The organism is Pseudomonas maioricensis, assembly GCF_022790535.1.
GTDB lineage: Bacteria > Pseudomonadota > Gammaproteobacteria > Pseudomonadales > Pseudomonadaceae > Aquipseudomonas > Aquipseudomonas maioricensis.
The window spans coordinates 17,015-33,864 of the sequence record NZ_LOHG01000028.1 but is presented as its reverse complement, the minus strand read 5'-3'; the positions used below and the strand labels follow the sequence as shown (position 1 = coordinate 33,864).

15 protein-coding genes are annotated in these 16,850 nt (G+C 57.8%); all 15 read left to right on the top strand.

The genetic code is table 11. From position 1 onward, the window contains the following. The first annotated feature begins 105 nt into the window (after positions 1 to 105). Positions 106 to 381 carry a cold shock domain-containing protein CspD gene (gene cspD / locus AUC61_RS25095; RefSeq protein ID WP_243248932.1) on the top strand — a complete coding sequence of 92 codons (276 nt, stop codon included), beginning with the start codon at positions 106 to 108 and terminating at the stop codon, positions 379 to 381. A gap of 482 nt (positions 382 to 863) precedes the next feature. After that, the gene (locus AUC61_RS25090; RefSeq protein WP_243248931.1) at positions 864 to 3,092 is read left to right on the top strand and encodes an NADP-dependent isocitrate dehydrogenase; all 2,229 of its coding nucleotides are present in this window, start codon (positions 864 to 866) and stop codon (positions 3,090 to 3,092) included. Positions 3,093 to 3,287: 195 nt separating this feature from the next. Beyond that, entirely contained in the window at positions 3,288 to 3,734 is a 447-nt protein-coding gene (locus tag AUC61_RS25085) for an NUDIX hydrolase (RefSeq protein WP_243248930.1), read from the top strand. A 60-nt stretch (positions 3,735 to 3,794) separates the two neighbouring features. Beyond that, positions 3,795 to 4,925, top strand: a complete 1,131-nt coding sequence (gene mnmA / locus AUC61_RS25080; protein ID WP_243248929.1) for a tRNA 2-thiouridine(34) synthase MnmA — start codon at positions 3,795 to 3,797, stop codon at positions 4,923 to 4,925. Next, positions 4,925 to 5,545, top strand: a complete 621-nt coding sequence (hflD, locus tag AUC61_RS25075; protein WP_243248928.1) for a high frequency lysogenization protein HflD — start codon at positions 4,925 to 4,927, stop codon at positions 5,543 to 5,545. Before mnmA ends, hflD begins: the two co-directional genes overlap by 1 nt. Positions 5,546 to 5,675: 130 nt before the next feature. Further along, entirely contained in the window at positions 5,676 to 7,046 is a 1,371-nt protein-coding gene (gene purB, locus AUC61_RS25070; protein WP_243248927.1) for an adenylosuccinate lyase, read from the top strand. 84 nt (positions 7,047 to 7,130) lie between these two features. Next, on the top strand, positions 7,131 to 8,297 hold the full coding sequence (locus tag AUC61_RS25065) for a ribosomal protein uL16 3-hydroxylase (protein WP_087265257.1): 1,167 nt from the start codon (positions 7,131 to 7,133) through the stop codon (positions 8,295 to 8,297). Further along, positions 8,290 to 8,715, top strand: a complete 426-nt coding sequence (locus tag AUC61_RS25060) for a GNAT family N-acetyltransferase (RefSeq protein ID WP_243248926.1) — start codon at positions 8,290 to 8,292, stop codon at positions 8,713 to 8,715. The genes AUC61_RS25065 and AUC61_RS25060 overlap by 8 nt, the downstream gene beginning before the upstream one ends. A 165-nt stretch (positions 8,716 to 8,880) precedes the next feature. Continuing rightward, on the top strand, positions 8,881 to 9,621 hold the full coding sequence (locus tag AUC61_RS25055; RefSeq protein ID WP_243248925.1) for a secretin N-terminal domain-containing protein: 741 nt from the start codon (positions 8,881 to 8,883) through the stop codon (positions 9,619 to 9,621). A 520-nt stretch (positions 9,622 to 10,141) separates the two neighbouring features. Continuing rightward, positions 10,142 to 11,467, top strand: a complete 1,326-nt coding sequence (gene aceA, locus AUC61_RS25050) for an isocitrate lyase (RefSeq protein WP_027899399.1) — start codon at positions 10,142 to 10,144, stop codon at positions 11,465 to 11,467. Between the two features lie 529 nt (positions 11,468 to 11,996). Continuing rightward, a complete protein-coding gene (locus AUC61_RS25045) occupies positions 11,997 to 12,410 on the top strand; it encodes an NADH-quinone oxidoreductase subunit A (protein WP_027899398.1) in 414 nt (137 codons plus the stop codon). Positions 12,411 to 12,420: 10 nt separating this feature from the next. Next, entirely contained in the window at positions 12,421 to 13,095 is a 675-nt protein-coding gene (locus tag AUC61_RS25040) for a NuoB/complex I 20 kDa subunit family protein (protein WP_032627858.1), read from the top strand. A gap of 72 nt (positions 13,096 to 13,167) precedes the next feature. After that, on the top strand, positions 13,168 to 14,949 hold the full coding sequence (nuoC, locus tag AUC61_RS25035; protein ID WP_243248924.1) for an NADH-quinone oxidoreductase subunit C/D: 1,782 nt from the start codon (positions 13,168 to 13,170) through the stop codon (positions 14,947 to 14,949). Positions 14,950 to 14,957: 8 nt separating this feature from the next. Continuing rightward, positions 14,958 to 15,455 (top strand): NADH-quinone oxidoreductase subunit NuoE, encoded by a 498-nt coding sequence (nuoE, locus tag AUC61_RS25030; protein ID WP_032627860.1) that lies wholly within the window; start codon positions 14,958 to 14,960, stop codon positions 15,453 to 15,455. After that, positions 15,452 to 16,807 (top strand): NADH-quinone oxidoreductase subunit NuoF, encoded by a 1,356-nt coding sequence (gene nuoF, locus AUC61_RS25025; RefSeq protein ID WP_243248923.1) that lies wholly within the window; start codon positions 15,452 to 15,454, stop codon positions 16,805 to 16,807. Before nuoE ends, nuoF begins: the two co-directional genes overlap by 4 nt. The last annotated feature ends 43 nt before the right edge of the window (positions 16,808 to 16,850 follow it).

The window sequence follows — 16,850 nt, the reverse complement described above, 5'->3', positions numbered from 1 at the left end:
CCACATTGGGTAAAAAGGGTCCGCGCAGTCAACCAAAATTTTTTTCGGTCCGGCGGATGAGGTGGATGATACTCCCAACGGAGTCCTTTGCAGAGGGATGTGACTATGCTCAGCGGTAAGGTCAAGTGGTTCAATAATGCAAAAGGTTATGGCTTTATCCTGGAAGATGGGAAAACCGAGGACCTGTTCGCCCATTTTTCTGCTATCGAAATGGATGGTTACAAGACCCTCAAGGCAGGCCAGGCGGTCATCTTCGAGATTATCCAGGGCCCTAAAGGGCTGCATGCTGTAAAAATCAAGGCGGCAACCTCGGTTGATGCAACTGCGTCGCCCACCACCGCCCGAAACTCTGCGGACGTGTCTGACAAGGTTACGGCCTGACCCGGACTGCCCCACCGCAATGCGCCAAGCTTGAAAAAACTGGCCAGCTCAGGGATCTGAGCCGGCCAGTTTTGTTTTGAGACCGAGACCGAACAATGGCTTCATCCATTGCACCAGTTGCAATTGACGCTCATTCGGCAAGCCATGGCGCCTGAAACACCGCCAGCCGCCAACCTCGACCAACGGCCAATACTCCGGATTACTTAGAACGCTTAGCATTAATGCTTAGCGCCAAGGGTTTGGTATACTCCCGCCGTGACTAACGGGTCATAGGGGCCGACCAGTCTGGAAAGAGACTTTGCGCCCTTGTATGTGTTGTGCAGCAACCGCCGCCCGACCGCTTGACGCTCGACTGATGCACCTACCATCATCATCGCGAATAAACCTCGACTCAGGCTCATGAAAGAGACTGCGAGCAAAGTGCATACCCTGCGCGCATCGAGATTTTGTGCATGCTCAGCAAAACAGAGAGTTCATACGAAATGTCCAACCGTTCGAAGATCATCTACACCTTTACCGACGAAGCTCCAGCCCTCGCCACCTACTCGCTTCTTCCTATCATCGAAGCCTTCACTGCCTCCTCTGATATCGACGTTGAAACGCGAGACATCTCTCTGGCGGGCCGCATTCTTTCCAGCTTCCCTGAATCCCTGAGCGCTGATCAGCAAATTGGCGACCACCTCGCCGAACTGGGCAAGCTGGCCACCACGCCAGAAGCCAACATCATCAAGCTGCCAAACATCAGCGCCTCGGTCCCTCAACTCAAGGCGACCATCAAAGAACTGCAAGAACTGGGTTTCAAGATCCCCGACTACCCTGAGTCGCCGAGCACAGACGCGGAAAAAGACGTCCGCGCACGCTACGACAAGACCAAAGGCAGCGCCGTGAACCCGGTTCTGCGTGAAGGCAACTCTGATCGCCGCGCGCCGTTGTCGGTCAAGAACTACGCTCGCAAGCACCCGCACAAGATGGGCGCCTGGGCTGCCGACTCGAAATCCCACATTGCCCACATGAGCAATGGCGACTTCTACGGCAGCGAAAAAGCCGCACTGATCGGCGCATCTGGCAATGTAAAAATTGAATTGATCGCCAAGGACGGTACTGCAACCGTCCTGAAAGAAAAGACCGCCGTCAAAGAAGGCGAGATCATTGACTCGTCGGTCATGAGCACCAAAGCCCTGCGCAGCTTCATCGCCTCGGCTATCGAAGATGCCAAGGCTCAAGGCGTGCTGCTTTCAGTTCACCTGAAAGCCACCATGATGAAGGTCTCGGACCCGATCATGTTCGGCCAGATCGTCGCTGAGTACTACAAGGACGCGCTGACCAAGCACGCCGATGCACTCAAGCAAGTTGGCTTCAACCTGAACAACGGTATCGGCGACCTGTACGACCGCATCAGCGCCCTGCCTGCTGAAAAACAAGCTGAAATCAAGGCTGACATCCAGGCCGTGTACGCCGAGCGCGCCCCGCTGGCGATGGTCAACTCGGACAAAGGCATCACCAACCTGCACGTGCCTAGCGACGTTATCGTCGACGCATCGATGCCGGCCATGATTCGTGACTCGGGCAAAATGTGGAACGCTGCTGGCGAACTGCAGGACACCAAGGCCGTGATCCCGGATCGTTGCTACGCAACCATCTATCAAGCTGTGATCGAAGACTGCAAGAAACACGGCGCCTTCGATCCGACCACCATGGGCAGCGTACCGAACGTCGGCCTGATGGCGCAAAAAGCCGAAGAATACGGTTCTCACGACAAGACCTTCCAGATCACGACACCTGGCGTTGTCCGCGTAACCGACAGCGACGGCAAAGTGCTGATGGAACAGAACGTCGAAGAAGGTGATATCTGGCGCATGTGCCAGGCCAAGGATGCGCCGATCCAGGACTGGGTCAAACTGGCCGTCAACCGCGCTCGCGCCAGCGATACCCCTGCCGTGTTCTGGCTGGACCCGGCTCGCGCCCATGACGCCGAGATGATCAAGAAGGTCAACAAGTACCTGGCCGATCACGACACTACCGGCCTGGACATTCGCGTCCTGTCGCCTGTGGAAGCCATGGCGTTCACCCTGGAGCGCACTCGCGCTGGCAAGGACACCATTTCGGTGACCGGCAACGTACTGCGCGACTACCTGACCGACCTGTTCCCGATCATGGAACTTGGCACAAGCGCCAAGATGCTGTCCATCGTGCCATTGATGAACGGTGGTGGCCTGTTTGAAACCGGCGCCGGTGGCTCTGCTCCGAAGCACGTTCAGCAACTGGTTGAAGAAAACTTCCTGCGCTGGGATTCCCTGGGTGAGTTCCTGGCGCTGGCCGCCTCTCTGGAGCATCTGGGCAACACCTACAACAACCCGAAAGCACTGGTTCTGTCCAAGACACTGGATCAGGCGACCGGTGAGTTCCTGGACCGCAACAAGTCGCCTTCGCGTAAAGTCGGCAACATCGACAACCGCGGCAGCCACTTCTATCTGGCGCTGTTCTGGGCTCAGGCCCTGGCTGCACAGAACGACGACGCGGCCCTCAAGGCTCAGTTCAGCCCATTGGCGAAAAACCTGGCTGACAACGAAGCAAAAATCGTTGCCGAACTGAACGCCGTACAAGGCAAGCCAGCGGAAATCGGCGGTTACTACTACCCGAACCCTGAGCTGACCAGCAAAGTCATGCGCCCAAGCGCAACCCTGAACGCAGCGATTGCTTCGCTGAACTAAGGTTTTGTGCCACACACAAACCCCGGCCTTGCGCCGGGGTTTGTGTATCTGCAACCCCAAATTCCTGTAGGAGTGAGCTTGCTCGCGATCGCGGTCCCTCATACGAAGCTTCTATTGCCTGTCAGGACGCTATCGCGAGCAAGCTCACTCCTACAGGAGAGCATTTCAAATCCCCCACCATGCAGGCCCCACCCTATGAACTGGCAAGCCCACGTCACCGTCGCCACGATCGTCGAAGATCAAGGCAAATTCCTGTTTGTAGAAGAACTCAAGGGTGGCAAAGCGGTACTCAACCAGCCTGCCGGTCATCTGGACCCAAATGAATCCCTGCAACGCGCCGCTATACGCGAAACCCTCGAAGAGACCGGCTGGGATGTCGAACTGACCAGCGTCATCGGCATCTATCTCTACACCGCGCCAAGCAACGGTGTGACCTATCAGCGCATCTGCTTTGCCGCCAAACCGCTACGCCACAATCCTGACTATCAACTGGATGACGGCATTATCGGCCCGCAATGGCTGACCCGTGACGAACTCATTGCTCAGCAGGACCGCTGGCGGAGCGAGCTGGTGCTGCGCTGCGTGGACGATTACCTGAACGGCGAACACTTCAGTCTCGACCTGCTGCGCGACAAGGCGTGAGACTCACGCGCCCGCTCCTGTTAGAATCGCGTCCTTTTCGAAGCTACCCATTGAATTCCTATGCCTGATTCAACCCTTTCCGATACTGCACAGAAGCGCGTCATCGTCGGCATGTCCGGCGGCGTAGACTCTTCGGTTTCTGCCGTTCTGCTCATGGAGCAGGGCTACCAGGTGGAAGGCCTGTTCATGAAGAACTGGGAAGAAGACGATGGAACGGAATACTGCACCGCCCGTGAAGACCTCGCCGACGCCCAGGCCGTGTGCGACAAGATCGGCATCAAACTGCATACCGCCAACTTCGCTGCTGAATACTGGGACAACGTGTTCGAGCACTTCCTGGCTGAATACAAAGCCGGTCGCACGCCGAACCCGGACATCCTGTGTAACCGCGAAATCAAGTTCAAGGCGTTTCTCGACTACGCCCTGATGCTCGGTGCCGACCTGATTGCCACCGGGCACTATGTGCGCCGTCGCGATATCGACGGCCGCACCGAACTGCTCAAGGGCCTGGACCCGAACAAAGACCAGAGCTACTTCCTGCATGCCGTCGGTGGCGATCAGATCGCGCGGACCCTGTTTCCGGTCGGTGAACTGGAGAAGCCCGAAGTGCGGGCGATTGCCGAGAAGCACGGCCTGGCGACGGCAAAAAAGAAAGACTCCACCGGCATCTGCTTCATTGGCGAGCGCCGCTTTACGGATTTCCTGCGCCAGTATCTGCCCGCTCAGCCCGGCGAGATCAAGACCACCGAAGGTGAAGTCATCGGTCGCCACAGCGGCTTGATGTATCACACCATCGGCCAGCGCCAGGGCCTGGGCATTGGTGGCCTGAAAGACGCCAGCGATGATCCGTGGTACGTGCTGGTCAAAGACCTTGAGAACAACGAGCTGATCGTGGGTCAGGGCAACGATCACCCTTGGCTGTTCTCCCGGGCCCTCGTGGCTTCGCAGATCTACTGGGTCAACCCGATCGACCTGAGCACGCCGCGTCGCCTGACAGCTAAAGTGCGCTACCGCCAAAGCGATCAGCTCTGCACGCTGGAGCAGACCGCCGACGGCTATCGCGCCACCTTCGACGAACCGCAACGCGCCGTCACACCCGGTCAGTCCGTGGTGTTTTATGACGGTGAAATCTGCCTGGGCGGCGGCGTAATTGAAGTCGCCGAAGCCTGGCACAGCAAGGACAAGCGTTGATGACCCCGATTCAGGAGCAACTGATCGCACTGGCTGGCGTGTTTCAGGCCGCCGTGCTGGTAGACCGGATCGCCAAGACCGGTCAAAGCAGCGAAGCAGTCCTGGGCTGCATGCTCGGCAGCCTGCTGGTGCAGGACCCGAAGGACACGCTTGACGTTTACGGCGGCGACGACCTGAACCTGCGTGAAGGCTACCGCGCCCTGGCCAGCGCCCTGGAACGTGACCCGTCGACATTGCAGCGCGAACCCTTGCGCTATGCCTTGTCGATGCTGGGCCTGGAACGCCAACTGGCCAAGCGCGACGACATGCTGGAAACCGTAGGCAACCGCCTGCCGCAAATCCAGTCTCAAGTCGAACACTTCGGCATCGCCCACGAAAACGTGATCGCGGCCTGTGGCGCGCTGTATCAAGACACGCTGAGCACACTACGCCAGCGCATCCAGGTGCACGGCGACATGCGCAACCTGCAGCAGCCGAGCAACGCTTCAAAAATCCGCGCCCTGCTGCTGGCCGGTATTCGCTCTGCGCGCCTGTGGCGGCAAAATGGCGGGCATCGCTGGCAGCTGGTTGTGAGTCGCCGCAAGCTATTGAAAGAACTGTACCCGCTGATGCATGGCTGATTCGCCACACATTTGCAGACACTGCTGACAAACACCGCGTGACATACGCTGGTCAGGCCGCCCCGATCCGGCCTGGTTTTAATGTATGATACGCGCCCCTTTTCGTTGCCTGACTGTCCGAGAGCACCCCATGCAGCTTTCTTCGCTCACTGCGGTTTCCCCTGTTGACGGCCGCTACGCCGGTAAAACCGAGGCCTTGCGCCCAATTTTCAGCGAATACGGCCTGATCCGTTTTCGCGTCATGGTTGAAGTACGCTGGCTCCAGCGTCTGGCCGCGCACCCTGAAATCACTGAAGTTCCGGCGTTTTCTGCCGAAGCCAACGCCATTCTCAATACCTTGGCGGAAGACTTCTCGGTGACTCACGCCGAGCGCGTGAAGGAAATCGAGCGCACCACCAACCACGACGTCAAAGCCGTGGAATACCTGCTCAAGGAGCAAGCTGCCAAGCTGCCTGAGCTGGACAAGGTCAGTGAGTTCATCCACTTCGCCTGCACCAGCGAGGACATCAACAACCTGTCCCACGCACTGATGCTGCGCGAAGGCCGCGACAACGTGATGCTGCCCCTGATGCGCAAGATCGCTGATTCGATTCGCGAGCTTGCCATCCGCTTTGCTGACGTTCCAATGCTGTCGCGCACCCACGGTCAACCAGCCTCCCCGACCACTCTGGGTAAAGAACTGGCCAACGTCGTGTACCGTCTGGAGCGTCAAATCGCCCAGATCGCTGCGGTACCGCTGCTGGGCAAGATCAACGGTGCAGTCGGCAACTACAACGCACACATCTCGGCTTATCCGTCCATCGACTGGGAAGCCAACGCGCGCGCCTTCATCGAAGACGAGCTGGGTCTGGGCTTCAACCCTTACACTACGCAGATCGAGCCGCACGACTACATCGCCGAGCTGTTCGACGCCATTGCGCGTTTCAACACCATCCTGATCGACTTCGACCGTGATATCTGGGGCTACATCTCCCTGGGTTATTTCAAGCAGCGCACAATCGCAGGCGAAATCGGTTCGTCGACCATGCCGCACAAGGTCAACCCGATCGACTTCGAAAACTCCGAAGGCAACCTGGGTATCGCTAATGCACTGTTCCAGCATCTGGCGAGCAAGCTGCCAATCTCCCGCTGGCAGCGTGACCTGACCGACTCCACCGTGCTGCGCAACCTGGGCGTCGGCTTCGCTCACAGCGTTATTGCTTACGAAGCCACCCTCAAGGGCATCAGCAAGCTGGAGCTCAACGAGCAGAAAATCGCCGCTGATCTGGACGCTTGCTGGGAAGTCCTGGCAGAGCCAATCCAGACCGTGATGCGTCGTTACAACATCGAAAACCCGTATGAGAAGCTGAAAGAACTGACACGCGGCAAGGGCATCAGCCCTGAAGCCCTGCAGACGTTCATCGACACGCTGGACATGCCTGCCGAGGCCAAGGCCGAGTTGAACAAACTCACCCCGGCCAATTACATCGGCAATGCGGTTGCTCAAGCCAAGCGCATCTGATCTGCGAAAAACCATTGCACACGCCCGGCGATGCCGGGCGTTTTTATTGCAGTCTCGAAAAGACAAACTTTCAATAGGTTACACATGAATCCTGATATTCCTCTTCAACTTCTGGGCGGCATCAGCGCGCGCGTTTTCCTGCGTGACTACTGGCAGAAAAAGCCCCTCCTGATCCGTCAGGCCCTGCCGGACTTTCAGAGCCCGATCGATCCTGACGAGCTGGCTGGCCTGGCCCTGGAAGAAGAAGTCGAATCGCGATTGGTCATCGAGAACGGCGAGCGCCCATGGGAGCTGCGTCGCGGCCCGTTCGCTGAAGACGAATTCAGCAAGCTGCCAGAAAAAGACTGGACGCTGCTGGTCCAGGCGGTTGACCAGTTCGTGCCGGAAGTCGGCGAACTGCTGGAGAACTTCCGCTTCCTGCCGAGCTGGCGCATTGACGACGTCATGGTCAGTTACGCAGCACCTGGCGGCGGTGTCGGCCCGCACTTTGATAACTACGACGTGTTCTTGCTGCAAGGTCACGGCAAGCGTCACTGGCAGATCGGTCAGATGTGCGATTCGGACAGTCCACTGCTGCAACATGCTGACCTGCGCATCCTGTCTGACTTCCAGATGACTGAAGAATGGACGCTGGAACCGGGCGATATGCTCTATCTGCCGCCGCGTCTCGCCCACTGCGGCGTCGCCGTTGATGACTGTCTGACGTACTCGGTCGGCTTCCGCGCCCCGAGCGCCGCCGAGGTGCTGACCCACTTCACCGACTTCCTCAGCCAGTTCACCCCTGACGAAGAGCGCTACACGGATGCAGACGCCCAGCCGGCCAATGATCCTCATCAGATCCAGCACGACGCTCTGGACCGCCTGAAAGCCTTGCTGGCTGAACACATGGGCGACGAGCGCCTACTGCTGACCTGGTTCGGCCAGTTCATGACCGAGCCGCGCTATCCGGAACTGGTGACAGGTCCGGAACTGGAAGAAGAAGACCTGCTGAGCAGCCTGGAACAGGGCGCAGTTCTCATTCGTAACCCAAGCGCGCGCCTGGCCTGGTCCGAAGTCGACGACGACCTGCTACTGTTCGCCAGTGGTCAAAGCCGTCTGCTGCCGGGCAGCCTGCGCGAACTGCTGAAAATGATCTGCGCCGCCGATGCCCTGCACAGTGACAACCTCGGCCAATGGTTGGCCGATGAAGAAGGACGCAACCTGCTCTGTGAGCTGGTAAAACAAGGAAGCCTGGGGTTTGCCGATGAATAGAACCAACGTGCGTGTCGCTGACTGGCACAAAGACAATGCCGATATCCGTCGCGTACGCGATGCCGTATTTGTTGCCGAACAGTCAGTGCCGCCAGAACTGGAATGGGACGCTGAAGACAGCGAAGCCATTCACTTCCTGGCGCTGGAGGGGGACTTTGCGATAGGCACAGCCCGCCTGCTGCCGGACGGTGAAATCGGTCGATTGTCTGTACTCAAGGACTGGCGCGGCATGAAAGTCGGTGAAGCGCTGCTCAGCGCCGTCATCGACGAAGCCGAGCGACGCGACCTCAAGCAGCAGAATCTCAGCGGCCAGGTCCAGGCCGTCAAGTTCTACCAGCGCTTTGGCTTTACCGTGGTCAGCGAAGAGTTTCTTGAGGCAGGCCTGCCCCACGTGAACATGACGCGCCATTCGGGCTGAACCGCCTGACTCAACGCCCTGCCCGCCTGTTTCAGCATGACTATGCTGGTACAGGCTGGCAGGGCGTTTTGCTATCCGCATACGCCTACTGTTCAACTTGTGCTCACGCAAGCCGACAAACTGGCAAACTCAGCTCATATTTAGCCGTTCCAGGAGATCAGACTCATGTTCCTGCGCCCCCTGCTCACTTCACTGCTGCTGATATGTAGTGTTTCTGCCATGGCCGCTACCGAAGTGGTACCGCTCAATTACAGAACAAGCGATGACCTGCTGCCAGTCGCCAAATCTTTTCTGGGTCCAGACGGCTCAGTCAGCGCCTACAACAACCAACTGATCGTCAATGCCGAGCCGCGCAAGATCGAAGAACTGCGAGCATTGCTCTCACAACTTGATGTCGCCGCCAAACGCTTGCTGATCAGCGTCGATACCAGCGATAGCGCTTCACGTAGCAGCAATGGCATCAATCAGAGCCGCGTCATCAACTATGGCACTGCCAGCCGCGAGGGTGGCGTGCAGCAGGTGCAAGCCAGCGAAGGCGCGCCAGCGTTGATCCAGGTGGGCCAGAGCGTGCCCGTTACAACGTCACGGACCGACAATTACGGCTATGCCCAGAGCAACACCGAATACCGCAATGTGACTCAGGGTTTTTACGTCACCGCTAGCGTGACCGGTGACCTCGTGCACCTGAATATCAGCACCAACCGCGATCGCGTAAGCCAGGAACGGTCCGACACCTTCAAGGTGCAAAGTACCGACAGCCAGGTCAGCGGGCGCCTGGGTGAATGGATCACCTTGGCGGGCGTGAGCGATCAGTCAGTTGCTGACCGTCAGGGCAATACTCAGCAGTATTCGACCCAAGGCCGTGAGGACATGACGTTACGTGTGATGGTGCAAACCCTAGACTGAACAAAGGCTCCAGTAAAACCGGGTACTACAGGGCCTTTTACTGACCGGCGGGTCGCGATAAAACAAATATGTAGTGATAACAAAAAAGCACTACAAAACGTTTGACGAGTCAAAAATGGCGAGGCATGATTGCCTCGCTCCCGCTAATCAGAGGCCCTGAAAAGAGCCTTCGGGTCGCGCTCAAATCCTACGAGCCGATTCGTGTCTGCACCGCCCACAAGGCAGTTTGATGAGGTTGCGACTGGAACGAAGTTGTCCTGAGGGACGGAAGCGTATTACGGTCCATCGGCAAAACTGCTGAGTGAAGCCGCCGGGCACCCCAAATGTCCGATTGCACGCCACAGCCACGCCTTGCGCCCGCTCTTCCCCCTCTCGAACGACCGTCCCAGCCGCCATCGCTCAAACCAGGCTCATAGCCAGACATCTGATCAGCGAGCAGCCATCCATGTGCCTTCGATATCCGGGGCGTTTTGGCGGAGCAGGACATTCCAACAAAACCTATGTGAAAGGGGTTTCGCTCATGGCACTGACACGCGAACAACAAATAGCAGCTCTCGAGAAAGACTGGGCTGAAAATCCGCGCTGGAAAAATGTGACCCGTACGTATTCCGCCGCTGACGTCGTCCGCCTGCGTGGCTCGGTTCAACCTGAACACACATTCGCCAGAAATGGCGCGGAGAAGCTCTGGAATCTGGTCACTCAAGGTGCCAAGCCTTCCTTCCGTCCTGATAAAGACTTCGTCAACTGCATGGGCGCCCTCACCGGCGGTCAGGCGGTACAACAGGTCAAGGCCGGCATTCAGGCTATTTATCTGTCTGGCTGGCAGGTAGCCGCCGACAATAACTCGGCCGAATCGATGTACCCCGATCAATCGCTGTACCCGGTGGACTCCGTACCGACCGTGGTCAAGCGCATCAATAATTCTTTCCGCCGCGCCGACCAGATTCAGTGGAAAGCCGGAAAAGGTCCGGGCGACGAAGGCTACATCGATTACTTCGCACCCATCGTAGCGGATGCCGAGGCCGGTTTTGGCGGCGTACTCAACGCCTATGAACTAATGAAAAGCATGATCGAAGCCGGTGCCGCAGGCGTGCACTTTGAGGACCAACTGGCATCGGTCAAGAAATGCGGCCACATGGGCGGCAAGGTTCTGGTCCCCACCCAGGAAGCGGTACAAAAACTGGTAGCCGCTCGCCTCGCGGCGGACGTTGCCGGTGTGCCGACGATTATTCTGGCACGTACCGACGCAAACGCTGCAGATCTGCTGACGTCCGACTGCGATCCGTATGACAAGCCGTTCGTGACGGGTACCCGTACCCATGAAGGCTTCTACAAGGTACGCGCCGGGCTGGATCAAGCGATAGCACGTGGCCTGGCCTATGCGCCTTACGCCGATCTGATCTGGTGCGAAACCGCCAAGCCGGATCTGGATGAAGCGCGCCGCTTTGCTGAAGCAATCAAGAAGGAATACCCGGATCAGTTGCTCTCTTACAACTGCTCGCCGTCCTTCAACTGGAAGAAGAACCTGGACGACGCGACCATCGCGAAATTCCAGCGTGAGCTGTCGGCCATGGGTTACAAGCATCAGTTCATCACCCTGGCGGGCATTCACAACATGTGGCACAGCATGTTCAACCTGGCGCACGACTACGCCCGCAACGACATGACTGCCTACGTGAAACTGCAGGAGCAGGAATTCGCCGATGCCGCCAAAGGTTACACCTTTGTCGCCCACCAGCAGGAAGTGGGCACCGGCTACTTCGATGACGTGACCACCGTGATTCAGGGTGGAGTGTCTTCGGTGACGGCGCTGACGGGCTCTACGGAGGAAGAGCAGTTTCATTGATGGCTGCTGATTCCACTACAGACCGTCTGCATTGGGCGGTCTATTTCGCCTGACACATCGCCATCGCGAGCAAGCTCACTCCTACAGTTAACCGCATTTCAAACTGTAGGAGTGAGCTTGCTCGCGATGACATCATTCCGGTCGCTGCAAGACCCGACTTGGCAAAGCGAAAGCAGAACGCCTACGACTTAGGTATTAGCTGAAATTCGTAACTAATTAGCAAAATAACCCACTTAACCACAACCAACAACAAATGATACTTATTATCATTTAGAAAACACTCCTTGTTCCGTAACTTTTTAGAACGAAACATAATTAGCTTAAACCCCGCCAACCCCCGCCCCGCCTGCTCCAAGCCCTCAACTGCGGCCCGTAAGTGATTAATTGCACAAATTAATTTGATATAGAAAATTTACTTGCCCTGTTTTTGCACATAAAATCACCGAAATTGATTTCGCTGCGACATATCGTCGCTGCATATACTCTTTTCAAGCTCAGAGACCATTGATCTCTGTCAAGGAATGCCAGCATGTCCGAATCGACAGGTTTGATTGCCCACAACTGGGGCTTCGCCATTTTCCTTTTGGGTGTAGTCGGCCTGTGCGCCTTCATGCTCGGTGTTTCCAGCCTGCTGGGCAGCAAAGCCTGGGGCCGCAGCAAAAACGAACCGTTTGAATCCGGCATGTTGCCTACCGGCAGCGCCCGCCTTCGCCTTTCGGCAAAATTCTATCTGGTCGCGATGCTCTTCGTGATCTTCGACATTGAAGCCCTATATCTCTTTGCCTGGTCTGTGTCCGTCCGCGAAAGCGGCTGGACCGGATTCGTCGAAGCACTCGTTTTCATAGCAATTCTGTTGGCAGGTCTTGTCTACCTATGGCGGGTTGGAGCGCTGGATTGGGCTCCTGAAGGTCGTCGTAATCGGCAAGCGAAGCTAAAACAATGAGGCTTTGGCGATGCAATACAATCTCACCAGGATCGACCCGGATGCTCCGAATGACGAGTATCCAATCGGCAAACGGGAAACTGTTTCCGACCCGCTAGAAGATCAAGTCCACAAAAACATCTATATGGGCAAGCTGGAAGACGTGCTGAATGGTGCGGTCAACTGGGGGCGTAAAAACTCCCTGTGGCCTTACAACTTCGGCTTGTCGTGCTGCTATGTGGAAATGACAACCGCCTTCACGGCGCCCCATGACATCGCCCGCTTCGGCGCCGAAGTTATCCGGGCATCGCCGCGTCAGGCGGATTTCATGGTTATTGCCGGTACTTGCTTCATCAAGATGGCGCCGATCATTCAGCGTCTCTACGAGCAAATGCTCGAACCTAAATGGGTTATTTCCATGGGTTCGTGTGCCAACTCCGGTGGTATGTACGACATTTATTCCGTGGTTCAGGGCGTGGACAAGTTCCTTCCTGTGGATGTCTATGTGCCCGGCTGCCCGCCCCGCCCCGAAGCGTTTCTGCAAGGCTTGATGCTGTTGCAGGAATCCATCGGCCAGGAGCGTCGCCCTCTTTCCTGGGTCGTCGGTGACCAAGGCGTGTATCGCGCCGAGATGCCGTCGCAAAAGGAACAGCGCCGCGAACAGCGAATCGCAGTCACCAATCTGCGCAGCCCCGACGAAGTCTGATCCAGAACTGTTCCTTTTAAAGAACGAATAGCTGGCTTCATTCTTTACGTTGACCGAAAGCGATAAAAAACCATGACTACAGGCAGTGCTCTGTACATCCCGCCTTACAAGGCAGACGACCAAGACGTCGTCGTAGAATTGAACAACCGTTTTGGCGCCGAAGCGTTCACCGCCCAATCGACCCGCACTGGCATGCCTGTGCTGTGGGTCGAGCGTGCGCGCCTGATCGAGGTGCTGACCTTCCTGCGTCAGTTGCCAAAACCTTACGTCATGCTTTATGACCTGCATGGCGTGGACGAACGTCTGCGTACCAAGCGCCATGGCTTGCCGGGCGCTGACTTCAGCGTTTTCTACCATTTGCTGTCGATCGAACGTAACAGCGATGTGATGATCAAGGTCGCGCTATCCGAAAGCGATCTCAGCCTGCCAACCGTTACCAGCATCTGGCCGAACGCCAACTGGTACGAGCGTGAAGTCTGGGACATGTTCGGTATCGACTTCCCGGGCCACCCGCACCTGAGCCGCATCATGATGCCGCCGACCTGGGAAGGTCACCCGCTGCGCAAGGACTTCCCTGCGCGCGCCACCGAATTCGATCCGTTCAGCCTGACGCTGGCCAAGCAGCAGCTGGAAGAAGAAGCCGCGCGCTTCAATCCGGAAGACTGGGGCATGAAGCGTTCCGGAACGAACGAGGACTACATGTTCCTCAACCTGGGCCCGAACCACCCTTCGGCTCACGGTGCGTTCCGTATCATTCTGCAGCTGGACGGTGAAGAGATCGTCGATTGCGTTCCGGACATTGGCTACCACCACCGTGGTGCCGAGAAAATGGCCGAGCGTCAGTCGTGGCACAGCTTCATTCCGTACACCGACCGGATCGATTATCTGGGCGGCGTGATGAACAACCTGCCGTATGTGCTCTCGGTCGAGAAACTGGCTGGCATCAAGGTGCCCGAGAAGGTCGACACCATCCGCATCATGATGGCCGAGTTCTTCCGGATCACCAGCCACCTGCTGTTCCTGGGTACTTACATCCAGGACGTGGGCGCCATGACCCCGGTGTTCTTCACGTTCACCGACCGTCAGCGCGCCTACACCGTGATCGAAGCCATCACCGGTTTCCGTCTGCACCCGGCCTGGTATCGCATCGGCGGCGTTGCCCACGACCTGCCGCGCGGTTGGGAAAAACTGGTCAAGGACTTCGTCGACTGGCTGCCTAAACGCCTGGACGAATACACCAAAGCGGCTCTGCAAAACAGCATCCTCAAAGGCCGGACTATTGGTGTCGCTGCCTATAACACCAAGGAAGCTCTGGAATGGGGTGTCACCGGTGCTGGCCTGCGTTCCACCGGTTGCGATTTCGACCTGCGTAAAGCGCGCCCTTACTCCGGCTACGAGAACTTCGAGTTTGAAGTGCCGCTGGCGGCCAATGGTGACGCCTACGACCGCTGCATGGTTCGCGTCGAAGAGATGCGCCAGAGCATCAAGATCATCGACCAGTGCATGCGCAACATGCCGGAAGGCCCGTACAAGGCGGATCACCCGCTGACTACGCCGCCACCAAAAGAGCGCACGCTGCAACACATCGAGACCTTGATCACGCACTTCCTGCAAGTTTCGTGGGGCCCGGTCATGCCGGCCAACGAATCCTTCCAGATGATTGAAGCGACCAAGGGCATCAACAGTTACTACCTGACGAGCGACGGCGGCACCATGAGCTACCGTACCCGGATCCGTACTCCGAGTTTCCCGCATCTGCAGCAGATCCCTTCGGTGATCAAAGGCAGCATGGTCGCGGACTTGATTGCGTACCTGGGTAGTATCGATTTCGTTATGGCCGACGTGGACCGCTAAGCATGAGCATGAACAGCACGCTTATCCAGACAGACCGTTTCGCCCTCAGCGAAACCGAGCGCTCGGCCATTGAGCACGAGTTGCATCACTATGAAGACCCGCGCGCGGCGTCCATCGAAGCCCTGAAGATCGTTCAGAAGGAACGCGGCTGGGTGCCGGACGGTGCGATCTACGCCATCGGCGAACTGATCGGCATCCCTGCCAGTGACGTTGAAGGTGTGGCGACGTTCTACAGCCAGATCTTCCGCCAGCCGGTTGGCCGACACATTATTCGCGTCTGCAACAGCATGGTCTGCTTCATTGCCGGTCACGAATCGGTCGTCGAAGAGATCCAGAGCTCGCTGGGCATCGCTCCGGGCCAGACTACGGCCGACGGGCGCTTTACCCTGCTGCCAGTCTGCTGCCTGGGCAACTGCGACAAAGCCCCGGCCGTGATGGTCGACGATGACACCTTTGGCGACGTGCAACCCGGCACCGTGGCCAAGATGCTGGAGGGTTACCCATGACCATCACTTCCTTCGGCCCTGCCAACCGCATTGCGCGCACGGCAGAAACCCATCCGCTGACCTGGCGTCTGCGCGATGACGGCGAACCGGTCTGGCTCGACGAGTACCAAGCCAAAGACGGTTATGCAGCGGCGCGTAAGGCATTCGCCGAGCAGTCCCCTGATGACATCGTCCAGTCGGTCAAAGACTCCGGCCTTAAAGGTCGTGGCGGCGCAGGCTTCCCCACTGGTGTGAAGTGGGGCCTGATGCCCAAAGACGAATCCATGAACATCCGCTACCTGCTGTGCAACGCGGATGAAATGGAGCCCAACACCTGGAAAGACCGGATGTTGATGGAACAGCTGCCGCACCTGTTGGTGGAAGGCATGCTGATCAGTGCTCGTGCGCTGAAAGCCTATCGCGGCTACATCTTCCTGCGCGGCGAATACGTCACTGCTGCCAAGCACCTTAATCGTGCCGTGGCAGAAGCCAAGGCAGCCGGTCTGCTGGGCAAGAACATTCTGGGTACCGGCTTTGATTTCGAGCTGTTCGTGCACACAGGCGCCGGGCGTTATATCTGCGGTGAAGAAACCGCGCTGATCAACTCCCTGGAAGGCCGTCGCGCCAACCCGCGCTCCAAGCCGCCCTTCCCGGCCGCCGTTGGTGTGTGGGGCAAGCCGACGTGCGTGAACAACGTCGAAACCCTGTGCAACGTGCCCGCCATCGTTGGCAACGGCAACGACTGGTACAAATCCATCGCCCGCGAAGGCAGCGAAGACCACGGCACCAAGCTGATGGGTTTCTCCGGCAAGGTGAAAAACCCTGGCCTGTGGGAACTGCCATTCGGCGTGCAGGCCCGCGAGCTGTTCGAAGACTACGCAGGCGGCATGCGCGACGGTTACAAGCTCAAGTGCTGGCAGCCAGGTGGCGCCGGCACTGGCTTCCTGCTACCAGAACACCTGGAAGCGCAAATGTATGCCGGTGGCATCGCCAAGGTCGGCACCCGGATGGGTACCGGATTGGCTATGGCTGTTGACGACAAGGTCAACATGGTTTCGCTGCTGCGCAACATGGAAGAGTTCTTCGCTCAGGAATCCTGCGGTTTCTGCACCCCTTGCCGTGACGGTTTGCCATGGAGCGTGAAGATTCTGCGCGCTCTGGAAAAAGGCGTCGGTCAGGCGGGAGATATCGAAACCCTGCTGGGACTCGTTGGCTTCCTCGGCCCGGGCAAGACCTTCTGTGCTCACGCACCGGGTGCCGTGGAGCCGCTGGGCAGTGCGATCAAATATTTCCGCCCGGAGTTCGAGGCCGGTATCGCGCCCACCAGCGCAGCCGTTCCCCCTCTGGCAAGACCGATCATCGTCGGCGCGTAACCGTTTACAAGGCCGGGGAATTCCCCCGGTCCATCGCGCGATG